Genomic DNA, 14,704 nt, shown 5'->3' with positions numbered 1-14,704 from the left:
CGGGGCCATCACCCCGTCACGCCGGAACACAGGTCCGTCGAAGGAGACGCGCAAGGTCCTGGTGAAGTCGTGGTGGAGCAGCGGAGGTGGGGGACGATGAGGAACCTGGGTACGGGAATCGGGTGGCGGCCGGAGATCGCCGAGGCCGTGGAGCGCATGCCCGGCATCGACTGGGTCGAGGCCGTCGCCGAGAACATCTGTCCCGGCCATCTCCCCGCATCCCTGGTGCGGTTGCGGGAGCGCGGGGTGACCGTGGTCCCGCACGGGGTGTCGCTCGGGCTCGGCGGCGCCGACCGCCCCGCCGAGGGGAAACTCGCCGACCTGGCGGCCCGCGCCGAGGCCCTCGGCTCCCCGCTGGTCACCGAGCACATCGCGTTCGTCCGGGCGGGCGGGGCGCTGACCGCCTCGCCGCTGCTGGAGGCCGGGCACCTGCTGCCCGTCCCCCGCACCCGGGACGCCCTCGACGTCCTGTGCGAGAACGTCCGGATCGCCCAGGACGCGCTGCCCGTGCCGCTCGCGGTGGAGAACATCGCGGCACTGATCTGCTGGCCGGGCGAGGAGATGACCGAGGGGCAGTTCCTGTACGACCTGGTCGACCGCACCGGCGTACGGCTGCTCATCGACGTGGCCAATCTCCACACCAACCACGTCAACCGCGGCGAGGACCCGGCCCGGGCGCTCGACGAACTGCCCGTCGAGGCCATCGCGTACGTGCATGTCGCCGGCGGCTTCGAGCGGGACGGCGTCTGGCACGACAGCCACGCGCACCCCGTGCCCCCGGCGGTCCTGGACGTGCTCGCCGAACTGGCCTCCCGGGTCCGCCCGCCTGGCGTGCTCCTGGAGCGCGACGAGAACTTCCCCGAACCGGCCGAGCTGGAACGCGAACTGATCGCGATCCGCGAAACGGTCGAGAAGGGCGCCGCGCCCGAAGCGGCGACGGCACGTGAGGCCGCGGCCGACGCGCCGCCGACCGGCAGCGGTTCGGCCGTCGCCGCTTCCACCGGCCCCGCCCGGCAGCGGCTCGCGCTCGCGCAGGCCGCGCTGCTGTCCGCGCTCGTCGCCGGGACGCCCGTGCCCGAGGGCTTCGACCGGACCCGGCTGGCCGTGCAGGCGCGGGCGCTGGCGGGCAAGCGGGCCGATGTCGTGGCCAAGGTCGCTCCGGAGCTGCCGGAAATCCTGGCGCGGTCCTACCGGAAGGCGTTCCTGGCGTACGCGCAGGGCCACCCGATGACGGCCGGCTACCGGCGGGACGCGCTGGACTTCGCCGAGCACCTGCTGTTCGAGGGAGGTCTGCGGGACACGGTCGAGCGGCGCGCGCTGAGCGACTGGTGGCTGGAGCGTTCGGGCCCGGCGCCGTTGTCGCGGCGCCCGGCGGCCCGGCTGGCCCGCGCCACGCGCCGGGTCCTGCTGAGGCGTTGAGGACCGGTCGGCGAGAACCCGTCGGCGGACGGCGGGGAAGGCTTCCGCCGGCCGGGCAGATCGCATACTTCATACGTCCGACGCCGTACCACAGGTGTCGTACGGCACGAAGTAATATGCCAATCTCTCCACCAGAAGCGCACTAACGTGCGGTGCCGCACCAGGAGGCACCATGCGATCCATCAACGGCCGCGGACCGTTCACCGGCACCGGGCTCATCATCGCGGGTCTGACGACGACCCTCGTGGCACTGTTCTTCCCGCTCTGGTCGTACGCGGACCGGTCGGGCACGGGCGTGGACACCCTGAACGCCGAGAGCGTGTCGACGAGTTTCGGCCCCCTGTCCGCGCAGGACCGGGACTTCGTCACGAAGGTCCGGCTCGCGGGCCTGTGGGAACTGCCCGCCGGCCAGCAGGCCGAGGACCGCGGCACCACCAAGGCCGTACGGACGGCGGGCGAGCACCTCGTCGAGGGCCATACGTTCCTGGACGCGCGCGTACGCGACGTGGCCGCGCGGCTCGGCCTCGAACTGCCCAACCAGCCCAGCGAACAGCAGCGCGCCTGGCTCGCCACGCTGAGCGCGGCGCGGGGCGAGGAGTACGACCGGCAGTTCGCGAACATCCTCCGCGCCGCGCACGGCAAGGTGTTCGGCCTGGTCGCCCAGATCCGCGCGAACACGCGCAACTCACTCGTCCGGGACCTCGCCAACGACGCGAACACCACGGTGCTGGACCACATCACGGTCCTGGAGGCGACCGGTCTGGTCGACTTCGACGCCCTGGCCCGTGACGCGGCCTCCGCGAGCGCGCCCCCGCTCACCCACTCCCCCGCACCCCCCGGCCCGAAGGCCTCTCCCCGTCCCCCCGTCCCCGCCACACCCACCCCGACCTACTCCCTGCCCCCGGCCGCGACCGCCCCGCCGGCCGAGGACGGGCCCGGCGCGGAGGGCAGGGACGGGGCGGAGGGCAGGGACGGGCCGGGAGACAGCGACAACAAGTCCAAGCAACCGAAGGACCGCCGACGCGAAACGTCACACCTTGGTGATGCTTCGTCCAAATTGTGAACAAGCCGTGGCGGGGCCGGTCCCGCTTCGCATAGAAATCCGGCATGTTCTGGGTCCTCCTCCTTCTCCTCGCCTGGGCCGTGGCGGGCACGGCCTGTACGCGCCTGTGCCTGGCCTCGGTCCGTGCCGCCGCCGCGGACGACACGCACACGCTCGACGGGCGCGGTCTGACTCTCTACGAGGCCGCGTTCCTGTCGGGCGGCCCCGCCAGGGTCGCCGATCTGACGCTCGTGTCGATGGCCCGCCAGCGCCGGCTGCTGCTCGCCCACACCGGCTGGGCGACCGTCGTGGACCCGTGCGGCCGGGACGAGATGGAGTGTTCCGTCCTGGGCGCGATCGGCCCCGACGGACAGTCCCGGATAGCGCCGGTCCGCAGGAGCGCCGCCGCCGCGGAGTCCGTACGTGTGCTCGCGGACCGGCTGATCGCGGCCGGCCTCGCCGTGCCGGACGGGGCGCGCACCACCGTCGCGGGCGCCGTGCGCCAGGTGCGGTCGGCCACGGTGGCCGTCCTGGTGCTGGCCGCCGTGGCCCTGCTGATGCCCGCGCAGGCCCAGCAGGAGCGGGCGCTGGTGGCCGTCTGGTTCACGCTGCCCCTCATCCTCACCATGAGCTGTCTGGCCATCGCGCGGATCGAGGTGCACCCCTACACCCGCTGGGCGTCCCCGGCCGGCCAGCACCTGCTCAGTTCCCTGGCCCACCGGGCGGACGCCGGCTGCGACGACCGTACGTACCTCACCACCGTGGCCGTGCGCGGCATCCGGGCGGTCGGCGAACCCAACCTGCGGGCGGCTTTCGGACACCGCGAGCCGCATCTCTAGCGTCGGTCCGAACGGTCCGAAGGGGGGCGCCACCGGCGCGTGACGGGTGCGCATCGGGGTCACTGGGCCGACATCCGCGGGCCGGTTCTTTACTTCACGGAGCCCCGAACCAAATATCCCTTTTATTACTGTCGTGTGATGAAGGGAACCTGATGCGAGCTGCCGTCCTCCGGGGAACGGCCGGGTCCCTGCTCCTGACCGCCGTCCTCGCCGTCGCACCGGCGGGAAGCGCCCGGGCCTCGTCCGGCTGGGCCGAGCGGCACGGCACGGCGGTCGCCGCCGAACGCGCCGCCGTCGAAGGCATCCGCTTCGGGAGGTGTTCCGAGGACGAGGAGGGGCCGGCCACCCTGCGGTGCGGCACGGTGCGGGTCCCGCTCGACTACGCGCACCCCGACGGCGAGCAGATCGAGCTGACCGTCAGCCGGGTGCGGGCGACCGGCAAGGACGCCGCACACCGCGAACGCTCCGTCCCCCGGCAGGGCGCGCTCGTCTACAACCCTGGCGGCCCCGGCGCGTCCGGCATGTACTTCCCGCTGATCGGCATGGTCCCGGAGTGGAAGCGCATCGCGTCGGCGTACGACCTCGTCGGGTACGCCCCGCGCGGGGTGGCCCGCTCGGCCCCGCTGTCCTGCCAGGACCCGAAGCGGCTCCTGAGGGGGCCCACGCCGTCGCCGACGAACCCCTCGCCGGCGTACAAGGAGGAGCGCGTCGCCCGGGCGAAGGCATACGCGCGGGGCTGTGTCGAGCGGTCGGGCCGCGCGATCAGGCACTTCACCTCAGTCAACAACGCCCGCGACCTGGACGTCCTGCGCGCGGCCCTGGGCGAGCGGAGGCTGACCTTCATGGGGGCGTCCTACGGCACCTACTTCGGGGCCCTGTACGCGGAGCTGTTCCCCTCGCACGTACGCCGGATGGTCCTCGACTCGGCCGTGAACCCGGACCCGGCGAAGGTCTGGTACGGCAACAACCTCGACCAGTCGGCCGCCTTCGAGGGCCGCTGGGCCGACTTCCGCGCCTGGACCGCCCGGCACGACACGGTGTACGGGCTGGGCCACACGGCACGGGAGGTGCAGCGCAGTTACGAGCGGGCGGAGGCGCGGCTCGCGGCGGAACCGGCGGGCGGTGTGGTCGGACCGGGGCAGCTGCAGGGCGCGTTCCTGCAGGCCGGGTACTACGACGACTACTGGCCGCACCGCGCGCGGGCGCTCTCCGCGTATCTGAAGGGCGATCCGAAACAGCTGATCCGGCAGGCGGGGCCGCACGAGGACGCGGTGAAGGAGGCGGAGAACAGCAAGGCCGTCTACACCGCGATCGAGTGCAACGACGCGCCCTGGCCGCGGGCCTGGCACACCTGGGACCGCGACAACACGCGTCTCGCGCGCGTGGCGCCCTTCGAGACGTGGTCCAACGTCTGGACGAACCTGCCGTGCGCCTACTGGCCGCTGCCGCGCCAACGGCCGCTCGACGTCCGTACGTTCCCGGGTGAACTGGCACCCACGCTCGTCCTCGCGGCGGAACGGGACGCGGCGGCGCCGTACGCGGGGGCGGTGGAGATGCACCGGCGTCTGGCGGGGTCCTCCCTGGTCACGGAGTCGGGGGCCGGGTCGCACGGGATCGGGGGCGGGCCGAACGCGTGCGTGAACGCCCACTTGGAGGCGTACCTGTTGGAGGGGCGGGTTCCGGGGGCCCGGGCGACCTGCGGTCCGCACGCGCCCCCGGAGCCCCGCTAGGGGCGCCCTTCGGGGGCGCGGGGAACGGTGCGGTCGGCGGCGCGTGGGCGAAGGACTGCGCCGTTCCCCGCGCCCCCTACAAGCCAAAGACTGCGCCGTTCCCCGCGCCCCTAAAGACAAAAGACTGCGCCGTTCCCCGCGCCCCCGAAAAGCCCTGCCCCTGAAGGGGTCAGGCCAGGGCCGCTACCAGTTCCGTTACCGACTTTCGGCGGCCCGTGTAGAACGGGACCTCCTCGCGGACGTGCATGCGGGCCTCCGACGCGCGGAGGTGGCGCATCAGGTCCACGATGCGGTACAGCTCGTCCGCCTCGAACGCGAGGATCCACTCGTAGTCGCCCAGCGAGAACGACGCGACCGTGTTGGCCCGCACGTCCGGGTAGCCGCGCGCCATCTTCCCGTGGTCCGCGAGCATCCGGCGGCGGTCCTCGTCCGGCAGCAGGTACCAGTCGTAGGAGCGCACGAACGGATACACGCTGATGTAGTCGCGCGGCGTCTCGTCTGCGAGGAACGCCGGCACGTGCGAGCGGTTGAACTCCGCCGGCCGGTGCAGCGCCATGTTCGACCAGACCGGCTCCAGCGCGCGCCCCAGCTTCGTACGCCGGAAGAGGTTGTACGCCTCCTGCAGCTGGTCGGCGGTCTCGGCGTGCCACCAGATCATGACGTCGGCGTCGGCGCGCAGCCCGGACACGTCGTACGTGCCGCGGACCGTGACGTCCTTGGCTGCGAGCTGGTCGAACAGCTCCTGGACCTCGTCCGCGTAACCGGCACGGTCTTCGGGGAGCACGTCGCGCAGTTTGAACACGGACCACAGGGTGTAGCGGATGACCTCGTTGAGGTCCTTGGCCTTCTTGCCGGCGTTCGGGGTCCTGGCCGGGCCGGTGGTGGGGGCGTCGTCACTCATGGGGCTATTCTCCCGCTCCGCCGTGCAGGCTCTGCACCGGGTCGGCGGTCAGCGCGTCCGTCAGCCGGTCGTCGCCCCGCAGCCGGTCCACGGCGGCGTTCGCGCTCGCGACGCAGGCCGGGATGCCCACCCCGTCGTACGCCGCTCCGCACACGGCGAGGCCCGGCAGCTTCGCGACGTGTTCGCGGATGCGGGCCACGCGCGCGTGGTGCCCGACCGGGTACTGGGGCAGGCCGTCGTCCCAGCGGGTCACCCGGGTCTCCAAGGGCTCCGCGGTGAGGCCGGTGGCCTCGCGCAGGTCGTGCCGGGACACCTCGACGAGGTCGGCGTCCTCGCGGCCGAGGATCTCCGTCTCCCCGTAGCGGCCCACGGAGGTGCGCAGGACCACCGTGTCCGGGTTCTCCTCGGCGATCCAGCCCCACTTCTGGGACGCGAACGTCGACGCCTTGATGGTCCGCCCGTCGACGGGCGGGACCAGGAAACCGCTGCCTTCGGGGAGGGCGGTCCCGTCCCGGCGGTAGGCGAGGGTGATCAGCGCCATGGAGGCGTACTCGACGGCCGCGACCTCGGCCGCCGCGGCGGGGGCCTCGGCGGCGAGCAGTGCGGCGGCGGCGCCCGCGGGGACCGCCACGACGACGGCGTCGGCCACCAGGGTCCGGTCGGCCGTGACGACCCGCCAGCCCTCCCGCCGTGCCGCGCCGGCCGCGTCGCCCGTGACCCGTCGCAGCTCCGTGACCGGCGCTCCCGTGACGATCTCCCCGCCCCGGGCGCGTACCCACTCGGCGACCGCGAGCGGCAGTCGGCCGACGCCGCCCTCGATGCCCATGAAGACCGGGCCGGCCGGCTGGTCCGGCCTGAGGCCGCGCGCGGCCTTCGCCTGGATCTCGCGGACCGCCTCCGTCAGCGAGGCGTGCGCACGGGCGGCCTCGAAGAGCTGCGGGACGGCCGAACGCATCGAAATGCGGTACGCGTCGCCCGCGTAGACCCCGCCGAGCAGGGGCTCGACGAGCCGGTCGACGACCTCGCGGCCGAGGCGCTCGGCGACGAAGGCGCCCACCGCCACGTCGTCGCCGACCTCCGTGCGCGGCAGTTCGCGGTCGCGCTCGATGCGGCGCAGTCCTTCGTCGGAGAGCACCCCGGAGAGGGCCGCCGCGTCGGCGGGGACCCCCATGACGTGTCCCTTGGGCATGGGCCGCAGGGCCCCGCGCGTCCAGATCGAGGCGCCCGCCGTGTTCGGCGGCCGGAGCCGGTCGGCGAGACCGACCCGGCGGGCCAGCGCGACCGCCTCGGGCCGTCGCGCGAGCATCGACTCGGCGCCGAGGTCGACCCGGGCGCCCGCGATCGAGCCCGGCAGCAGCTTGCCGCCGAGCCGGTCGGAGGCCTCCAGGACGGTCACGTGCGCGCCGCCGTCCAGCAGCCGGTGCGCGGCGGCCAGACCGGCGATGCCGCCCCCGATGACGACGACGTGCCCCGGGCCCGTAGGTGTGTCTGCGTGCATGTGTCCACTGTCCCAGACCCGGCACGCCCTCTCCCGGGCCCCCGGCGCCCCGGCGCGCGACGAGGGTGTCCGTGACGAGGCCGGACCGTGACCTCTTCGGGACCGGAACCGGCCAACGTCCTGCGGTGCTCGGGCGTCGAAGGAACGTAAGTCGTCACGACGCTCATCACGACACCTCGGGGGTACACCGACATGCGGACACACGGCAGTGGCACGACTCGACACCGGTCCGTCCGGCCCGGCCGGCCCGTACAGGGGCTGGCGGTGCTGCTGCTCTCCGGCGCCCTCGCCCTCACCGGGTGCAGCAGCCCGGCCGACGGCGGGGCGGACAGCTCGGCCGGCGACAAGGCCGCCCGCTCGGACGCCAGGGACACGGGAGCGGGCGCGGCGGCCGACGGCAGCGCGGCCGACAGCGGCGCGGGCGGCGGCAAGGGCGAGCAGACCGCTCCGGTGCCCGGCCCGACCGCCCACATCATCCACACCGCCTCGCTGACCGTGCGGGTCAAGGACGTACCGAAGTCGCTCGCCGAGGCCCGCACCGTGGTCGAGAACGCCGGCGGCATGGTCGGCGACGAGACCACGGACCGCGACTCCGCGGGCCACGAGCGGTCCCGTGTCGTCCTGCGGGTCCCGGCGGAGAAGTACGAGGAGGTCCGCACCGAACTGGCGGGCACGGGCAAGCTCCTCGACCTCAAGGCGAAGGCGGAGGACGTCACCGGGCAGGTCGTCGACGTGGAGAGCCGCGTCAAGACGCAGCGGGCCAGCGTGGCGCGGATCCGCGAGCTGATGGACCGGGCCTCCAAGCTGAGCGATGTGGTCACCCTGGAGGGCGAGTTGAGCACCCGCCAGGCCGACCTGGAGTCGCTGCTGGCCCAGCAGGCCTCCCTGAAGGACCGTACGAGCCTGGCCACGATCACGTTGTCGCTGTCCGAGACACCGGTGAAGAAGGCCGCCGAGGACGACGACCCCGGTTTCGCCGACGCGCTCGGGGGCGGCTGGGACGCGTTCGTCACGATGTTCCGCTGGATCGCGCTGGCGCTGGGCGCGGTGCTGCCCTTCCTGGTGGGCGCGGCGCTGCTGCTGTTCCTCTGGGCGCGTTTCCTGCGCGGCCGGACACCGCGCCCCGCGACGGTGACCGCGACCGCGACTCCGGGCCCGGCCCCGGCCCCGGCCCCGGCCCCGACGACGGGCGGCGAGCCTGAGCGGGACTGAAATGCCGGACCGCCGTAGCGTGTTCGCATGACTATGAGTCGCGAGAACCGTACGAAAGAGCGTCTGGTGGTCGTCGGAGGGGACGCGGCGGGCATGTCCGCCGCGTCCCAGGCGCGCAGGCTGAAGGGCCCCGACGCATTGGAGATCATCGCTTTCGAGCGGGGGCACTTCAGCTCCTTCTCCGCGTGCGGCATCCCGTACTGGGTGGGCGGCGAGGTCGACGACCGGGACAAGCTGATCGCCCGCTCGCCCGAGGAGCACCGGGAACGCGGGATCGACCTGCGGATGCGTACGGAGGTAACGGAACTCGACGTCGACGGCGGCCGGGTGCGCTCCCGCGACCTGGACTCCGGGACCGAGGCGTGGACGTCGTACGACAAGCTCGTGATCGCGACGGGCGCCCGTCCGGTGCGTCCGCCGCTGCCCGGCATCGACGCGCCCGGGGTGCACGGGGTGCAGACCCTCGACGACGGACAGGCCCTCATCGACACGCTGAGCCGTACGGAGGGCCGGCGCGCGGTCGTGATCGGCGCGGGCTACATCGGTGTGGAGATGGCCGAGGCGCTGATCAACCGCGGGTACGAGGTGACGGTCGTCAACCGCGGCAGGGAGCCGATGGCCACGCTCGACCCGGACATGGGCCGCCTGGTGCACGACGCCATGGAGGGCATGAACATCACCATGGTGAACGACGCCGAGGTCACCAAGATCCTCACCGGTGACGACGGCCGGGTGCGCGCGGTCGTCACGGAGGACGCCGAGTACCCGGCGGACGTCGTGGTCCTCGGCATCGGCGTCCGGCCGGAGACGGCGCTCGCCGAAGCCGCGGGGCTGCCGCTCGGCGACCACCGGGGACTACTGACGGACCTGGCCATGCGGGTGCGCGGCCACGAGAACATCTGGGCGGGCGGCGACTGCGTCGAGGTGCTGGACCTGGTGTCGGGCAGCGAGCGCCACATCGCGCTGGGCACCCACGCCAACAAGCACGGCCAGGTGATCGGTTCGAACGTCGGCGGCGGCTACGCCACCTTCCCCGGTGTCGTGGGCACGGCGGTCAGCAAGGTCTGCGACCTGGAGATCGCCCGCACCGGTCTGCGCGAGAAGGACGCGCACCGGGCGGGGCTGCGCTTCGAGGCGGTCACGATCGAGTCGACGAACAGCGCGGGTTACTACCCGAAGGCCGACCTCATGACGGTCAAGATGCTCGCCGAGCTGCGCACCGGCCGCCTCCTGGGTGTCCAGATCGTCGGCCGGGAGGGCGCCGCCAAGCGTGTGGACATCGCCGCCGTCGCCCTCACGGCGGGTATGACGGTGGAACAGATGACGGCCCTGGACCTCGGCTACGCCCCGCCGTTCTCCCCGGTCTGGGACCCGATCCTGGTGGCGGCCCGCAAGGCGGTGACAGCGGTCCGCAAGTCGGCGCGGTAGGACCGGGTCCGCGGCCCCTCAAGCCCCCTGCGCGTTGCCGTTTATCTTCTCTATGGCCTGCCGGGCCTGTTCCCCCGGCGTCCGCGACAACGACGACACCGCGGAGACCTGGGGCCCGCCCACGGCGGGCGCCGCCGCCGGCATGGCGGAGGCAGCGGCGGCGGGCCGCGCGTGCGATCCCACCTGCCGCGCCCGCAGCCGATGGCTCGCCGCCTCGTCCAGCGTCACGGGCCGCTGCATGCTCGCGGCGAGCCGCCCCGCCTCCTGGCCCAGGGCGGCCACGTCCTCCCAGGACAGCCTGAGGACCACGGCGAGTTCCGCCTCGCCGTCCGGCGTGGCGATCAACGGCTGAGCGGCTCGGTCGTTCATGACCTGTTCCTCACGTATTGCGGGATCACTGGCGGTTGCCGAAACATACGCACGCGACCCCGCGCCCGTTCAGACTCCCCGAACCGGGGCAGGATTCCCTCGTGGTCATACCCGTCCATGACGTGAACCCGGCCCGCCGCACGCCCTATGTGACGTACGCGCTGATCGCCGCCAACTTCGTGGTCTTCCTGGCCACTCCGGGCGTGGCGAGTTCGCTCACCGGCGAGAGCGCTCCGTCCCAGCTGGCGCAGCTGTGCCAGCTGCACGCCTTCCTGGAGCACTGGGCGGCGATCCCGCGGGAGCTGATCCACGGGCACCTCCCGGCGACGGTCCCCACCGGTGACGTGGGGGTGGGCGCCACCGGCCGAGGCTGTGCCGTCGGCCCGCCGGGCTACGACAAGTCACCGCAGCTGTCGGTCCTCACGGCGATGTTCGTGCACGGCGGCTGGGTGCACCTGCTCGGCAACATGCTCTTCCTGCTGATCTTCGGCAACAACATCGAGGACCGCCTCGGCCACGTCCGCTACGCGCTGTTCTACGTGGCCTGCGGCTACGCGGCGGCCTACGGCTTCGCGCTGGTCAACGCCGACTCGACCGACCCGCTGATCGGCGCGTCGGGTGCGATCGCCGGAGTGCTGGGCGCGTATCTGGTCCTCTACCCACGGGCCAGGGTCTGGGTCCTGGTCCCGTTCCTGATCTTCCTGCCGCTGCGGCTGCCCGCCTGGATCGTGCTGGGCTTCTGGTTCGGCCTGCAGGCGGTGTACTCGTCCGGCCGGGGCGTCTCCGAGGCCGGCACCGTCGCGTACGTGGCCCACGTGGTCGGCTTCCTGACGGGCATGCTCCTGGCCTGGCCCCTGCGCCGGGGCACCCCGCCCCCACCGCAGCCGCGCGGCCTCCTGTGGGGCAGAAGGGCCAGCCACCGCTGGTGAGCGACCCGCGCCCGGGAGGGGTGCGGGAAACCACGCGGCGGGCCCCGGCGGAGCCGCACCCGTGAGCGTCTAGCGGACCGAACTCGTCTGCACGTACTCCACGAGCCGGGACAACGCGTCCGGATCCATCGACGGCAGCACGCCGTGCCCCAGGTTGAACACATGCCCCTCAAGCCCCGCGGCGGCGTCGAGCACCTCCTGCGCCTTCGCCTCCACGACCTCGGTCGGAGCGAAGAGCACGGCGGGGTCGAGGTTGCCCTGAAGGGCCCGGCCGGGGCCGACCCGCCGGGCCGCCTCGTCCAGCGGCACCCGCCAGTCGACGCCCACGACATCCGCGCCCGCCTCGCCCATCAGACCCAGCAGCTCACCCGTACCCACCCCGAAGTGGATGCGCGGAACGCCGTACGACTCGACGGCCCGGAAGACCTTCGCGGAGGCGGGCAGCACCGAGCGCCGGTAGTCGGCGGGGGCGAGGGCGCCGACCCAGGAGTCGAAGAGCTGGACGGCGGAGGCGCCCGCCTCGATCTGCACCTTCAGGAAGGCGGCGGTGATGTCGGCGAGCCGGTCGAGCAGGTCTGCCCAGAGTTGCGGATCGCCGTACATGAGGGACTTGGTGTGCTCGTGGTTGCGGGACGGGCCGCCCTCCACGAGGTAGCTCGCGAGGGTGAAGGGCGCGCCCGCGAAGCCGATGAGGGGGGTGCCGCCCAGCTCACGGGTGAGCAGCCCCATCGCCTCGGTGACGTACCAGACGTCGTCCGGCGTGAGGTCGCGCAGCTGGTCGAGGTCGGCGCGGGTGCGGATCGGCTTCTCGACGACGGGGCCCACGCCGGGCTTGATGTCCAGGTCGACACCGATGGCCTTCAGCGGTACGACGATGTCGCTGAAGTAGATCGCCGCGTCCACCTTGTGCCGGCGGACCGGCTGGAGGGTGATCTCGGCGACCAGCTCGGGCCGCATGCAGGACTCCAGCATGGGGATGCCCTCGCGCACCTTCAGGTACTCGGGCAGTGAGCGTCCGGCCTGCCGCATGAACCACACGGGCGTGTGCGGCACGGGTTCACGCCTGCACGCCTTGAGGAAGGCGGAGTCGTAGGTCGCGGTCGGCTGCTGGCCCTTGGGGCGGTCAATGACGCTCACACCGAAAAGTCTCGCACGGTCCGCGGGCACCGGGAGCCGGGGTCCGACGCGGGGACGGACCCGCGGCCACTCGTCGCACTCCGTCCCGTACCCACGCGAAACGGCACGTTCGGGGGCGCTTCACGGCAACACGATCCGGACAGTGGTCCGGCGCACGGGTGTCTCTCCCTGCGCAAAGGCTCTGTTCCCCTTAATCTTCCCCGCATGGCTGCGGCTGAGGGACGACTGTCGAACGGCGCTGGAACGAACGACCCGAAGGAGGGGGAGCGGGATACGACGGAGGGGGCTCCGCTGCCTTTTCGAGCCGCCGTCGATGCGTTGAGGGCCGCGCGGTTGCGGCCGCAGATCGAGATCGATCCCACGAAGGCACCGCGACGGCTCGCACCGTTCGCGTACGCACTGGAGGCGGCCGTCGTCGACGGTGACGAGGATCTGGCGGACGGCCGGCTGATCCTGCTGCACGACCCGGCGGGACACGACGCCTGGCAGGGCTCGTTCCGCCTGGTGACGCTGGTCCGTGCGGAACTGGAGCCGGAGATGGCCTCCGATCCGCTGCTCCCCGAAGTCTGCTGGTCCTGGCTGACGGGTGCGCTGCAGGCCCGTGGTCTGTCGTACGGCGAGCCCAGCGGCACGGTCACCCGGGCCGGCTCGCACTACTTCGGCGGCCTGTCCGAGCGGCTCCCGGCGTCGCAGATCGAGATCCGGGCGTCCTGGACTCCGCGCGAGGGTCTGGGCGGGGTTCCGGACACGGCGTCACATCTGGCCTCCTGGTGCGATCTGCTCGCCCAGATCGCCGGCCTGCCACCGGCCGCGCCCGGCGATGCGTCTGTGGTGACGCTGCCGCAGCGGCGGGGGCCCCAGTCGCGCTGAGCGCTCCGCGCGGCGGCCCGGATTCTGTCCGCGGGTACGTCGTGGCTGGTCGCGCAGTTCCCCGCGCCCCTGATGGGGCACCCCGTCCGAAGCCGCGCCTCCTGGGAGGCGCGGCTTCAGTCGTGTGGTGAGGGGCGTCGTCAACCCTCCGTCCGGCCTCCCCCTTCCGGGGGACCTCCGGAGGGTGGCCTGTCACTTCTGCGCCCCGAGCGCGCTCCCGTGACCCCCGCACGCGCCCCCGGACCACCCGCGGCCTGCACGAAAACACGTTTGCCCTTTTATCGATACGACCACTTTCGGCCTCGTATCGAAGCGGAGCGGACTCGTTTCGATCTTCGGATGATCGATCGTGCGTCCGAATTGCACGCATTATTACTCACCACATCGTGATCATTCTCTAAAGGCGGACGGGTTTGCTGCCGAAGACCTCTGTGACCTTGAAAGCACGGTTCGTCCCGGCTTCATCCCCACAGCCGGTCCCCCGTCCCGCACCCCCGGAGGCCTGGTGTCCGTTCTCCTTGAGCAGCCCGCAAGCCTGGTCGCCTACCGCCCGAACAAGCCGACCGCGATGGTGGTCGTGGCCGACCCCCGCGTGCGGTCCACCGTCACCCGCCATCTGTGGGCGCTCGGTGTTCGCGACGTGATCGAGGCTTCGTCCGTCGCGGAGGCTCGTCCCCGCATCGGCAACCCCCGCGACATCTGTGTCGCGGACGTCCATCTCCCCGACGGCTCCGGCCTCACCCTCCTGTCCGAAACCCGCGCCGCGGGCTGGCCGAACGGCCTGGCCCTGTCCGCCGCCGACGACATCGGCGCCGTACGCAACGCCCTCGCGGGCGGCGTCAAGGGCTACGTCGTCACCGGCACCCGTACGAACGTCGGGCTTCCCACCCGGCCGGGCGTCGCCCCCATCGGCTCGGCCGCCGCCCGCATGCACCGCCGCCCCCCGGGTTCCCCGAGCCACCCGGGCGGCTACCGCGAGCTGTCCGGCCGCGAGGTCGAGGTGCTCCGGCTGGTGGCCGAGGGCCAGTCGAACAAGGCCATCGGCGTCTCGATGGGCCTGTCCGCGCTGACCGTCAAGAGCCACCTCGCCCGCATCGCCCGCAAGCTCGGCACGGGCGACCGCGCCGGCATGGTGGCGGTGGCCCTGCGCACGGGAATCATCCACTGACCCCCGCCGAATCGTCCCCTTCACCCGAACCTAATCCCCCCTCCGCACGGACCAGGACGCTCGGCTGATGCAGGATTCACCGACCTGACTGGTTTACGACCCCCAGACGCCCGTCGACGGAACGTTCCGTCGACGGGCGTCTGCCATACACAGATACCCTTG

At 72.6% G+C, this 14,704-nt stretch carries 13 protein-coding genes; 9 read left to right on the top strand and 4 right to left on the bottom strand.

Going from position 1 to position 14,704, the window contains the following annotated elements; translation table 11 throughout:
- Positions 1-96: 96 nt before the first annotated feature.
- The 4 genes from K3769_RS31015 (at position 97) to K3769_RS31000 (ending at position 5,030) form a co-directional block, all read left to right on the top strand.
- Positions 97-1,419, top strand: a complete 1,323-nt coding sequence (locus tag K3769_RS31015; RefSeq protein ID WP_267029558.1) for an MbnB/TglH/ChrH family RiPP precursor modification enzyme — start codon at positions 97-99, stop codon at positions 1,417-1,419.
- A gap of 172 nt (positions 1,420-1,591) precedes the next feature.
- Positions 1,592-2,482 carry a DUF4142 domain-containing protein gene (locus K3769_RS31010; RefSeq protein ID WP_372515079.1) on the top strand — a complete coding sequence of 297 codons (891 nt, stop codon included), beginning with the start codon at positions 1,592-1,594 and terminating at the stop codon, positions 2,480-2,482.
- 44 nt (positions 2,483-2,526) lie between these two features.
- Positions 2,527-3,300: a TIGR04222 domain-containing membrane protein gene (locus K3769_RS31005; RefSeq protein ID WP_267029557.1), complete on the top strand. Its 774-nt coding sequence runs from the start codon at positions 2,527-2,529 to the stop codon at positions 3,298-3,300.
- A 152-nt stretch (positions 3,301-3,452) separates the two neighbouring features.
- Entirely contained in the window at positions 3,453-5,030 is a 1,578-nt protein-coding gene (locus K3769_RS31000) for an alpha/beta hydrolase (protein ID WP_267029556.1), read from the top strand.
- 169 nt (positions 5,031-5,199) lie between these two features.
- Here the strand turns inward: K3769_RS31000 and hemQ are convergent, their stop codons facing one another.
- Positions 5,200-5,931, bottom strand: coding sequence for a hydrogen peroxide-dependent heme synthase (gene hemQ / locus K3769_RS30995; protein ID WP_267029555.1), 732 nt, complete (start codon positions 5,929-5,931; stop codon positions 5,200-5,202).
- A 4-nt stretch (positions 5,932-5,935) separates the two neighbouring features.
- Positions 5,936-7,429 carry a protoporphyrinogen oxidase gene (gene hemG / locus K3769_RS30990; protein ID WP_267029554.1) on the bottom strand — a complete coding sequence of 498 codons (1,494 nt, stop codon included), beginning with the start codon at positions 7,427-7,429 and terminating at the stop codon, positions 5,936-5,938.
- 192 nt (positions 7,430-7,621) lie between these two features.
- On the opposite strand from hemG, the gene K3769_RS30985 reads away from it, so the two are divergent.
- On the top strand, positions 7,622-8,641 hold the full coding sequence (locus K3769_RS30985; protein ID WP_267029553.1) for a DUF4349 domain-containing protein: 1,020 nt from the start codon (positions 7,622-7,624) through the stop codon (positions 8,639-8,641).
- Between the two features lie 27 nt (positions 8,642-8,668).
- Entirely contained in the window at positions 8,669-10,069 is a 1,401-nt protein-coding gene (locus K3769_RS30980; RefSeq protein ID WP_267029552.1) for an FAD-dependent oxidoreductase, read from the top strand.
- Between the two features lie 18 nt (positions 10,070-10,087).
- Here the strand turns inward: K3769_RS30980 and K3769_RS30975 are convergent, their stop codons facing one another.
- Positions 10,088-10,438 carry a hypothetical protein gene (locus K3769_RS30975; protein WP_267029551.1) on the bottom strand — a complete coding sequence of 117 codons (351 nt, stop codon included), beginning with the start codon at positions 10,436-10,438 and terminating at the stop codon, positions 10,088-10,090.
- 101 nt (positions 10,439-10,539) lie between these two features.
- Here K3769_RS30975 and K3769_RS30970 point away from each other — a divergent pair, with 101 nt between their 5' ends.
- The gene (locus K3769_RS30970; protein WP_267029550.1) at positions 10,540-11,367 is read left to right on the top strand and encodes a rhomboid family intramembrane serine protease; all 828 of its coding nucleotides are present in this window, start codon (positions 10,540-10,542) and stop codon (positions 11,365-11,367) included.
- Between the two features lie 69 nt (positions 11,368-11,436).
- On the opposite strand, the gene hemE is transcribed toward K3769_RS30970, so the two are convergent.
- On the bottom strand, positions 11,437-12,504 hold the full coding sequence (gene hemE, locus K3769_RS30965; RefSeq protein ID WP_267029549.1) for a uroporphyrinogen decarboxylase: 1,068 nt from the start codon (positions 12,502-12,504) through the stop codon (positions 11,437-11,439).
- A gap of 204 nt (positions 12,505-12,708) precedes the next feature.
- On the opposite strand from hemE, the gene K3769_RS30960 reads away from it, so the two are divergent.
- Together K3769_RS30960 and K3769_RS30955 are read left to right on the top strand one after the other, a co-directional pair.
- The gene (locus tag K3769_RS30960; RefSeq protein ID WP_267029548.1) at positions 12,709-13,374 is read left to right on the top strand and encodes a DUF3000 domain-containing protein; all 666 of its coding nucleotides are present in this window, start codon (positions 12,709-12,711) and stop codon (positions 13,372-13,374) included.
- A gap of 505 nt (positions 13,375-13,879) precedes the next feature.
- Complete coding sequence (locus K3769_RS30955; protein WP_055514175.1) at positions 13,880-14,542, top strand: response regulator transcription factor; 663 nt, start codon at positions 13,880-13,882, stop codon at positions 14,540-14,542.
- Positions 14,543-14,704 lie beyond the last annotated feature (162 nt).

Source organism: Streptomyces ortus, from assembly GCF_026341275.1.
GTDB classification, from domain to species: domain Bacteria; phylum Actinomycetota; class Actinomycetes; order Streptomycetales; family Streptomycetaceae; genus Streptomyces; species Streptomyces ortus.
The sequence above is the reverse complement of the archived record's forward strand: the minus strand, read 5'-3'. Positions and strand labels throughout refer to the sequence as shown.

Excerpts from the sequence above, each read along its gene's own strand:
- hemQ (WP_267029555.1), bottom strand. The coding sequence starts at position 5,931 with ATGAGTGACGACGCCCCCACCACCGGCCCGGCCAGGACCCCGAACGCC.
- K3769_RS31000 (WP_267029556.1), top strand. The coding sequence starts at position 3,453 with ATGCGAGCTGCCGTCCTCCGGGGAACGGCCGGGTCCCTGCTCCTGACC.
- K3769_RS31015 (WP_267029558.1), top strand. The coding sequence starts at position 97 with ATGAGGAACCTGGGTACGGGAATCGGGTGGCGGCCGGAGATCGCCGAG.
- K3769_RS30985 (WP_267029553.1), top strand. The coding sequence starts at position 7,622 with ATGCGGACACACGGCAGTGGCACGACTCGACACCGGTCCGTCCGGCCC.
- K3769_RS31005 (WP_267029557.1), top strand. The coding sequence starts at position 2,527 with ATGTTCTGGGTCCTCCTCCTTCTCCTCGCCTGGGCCGTGGCGGGCACG.
- K3769_RS30975 (WP_267029551.1), bottom strand. The coding sequence starts at position 10,438 with ATGAACGACCGAGCCGCTCAGCCGTTGATCGCCACGCCGGACGGCGAG.
- hemG (WP_267029554.1), bottom strand. The coding sequence starts at position 7,429 with ATGCACGCAGACACACCTACGGGCCCGGGGCACGTCGTCGTCATCGGG.
- K3769_RS31010 (WP_372515079.1), top strand. The coding sequence starts at position 1,592 with ATGCGATCCATCAACGGCCGCGGACCGTTCACCGGCACCGGGCTCATC.
- K3769_RS30960 (WP_267029548.1), top strand. The coding sequence starts at position 12,709 with ATGGCTGCGGCTGAGGGACGACTGTCGAACGGCGCTGGAACGAACGAC.
- K3769_RS30980 (WP_267029552.1), top strand. The coding sequence starts at position 8,669 with ATGACTATGAGTCGCGAGAACCGTACGAAAGAGCGTCTGGTGGTCGTC.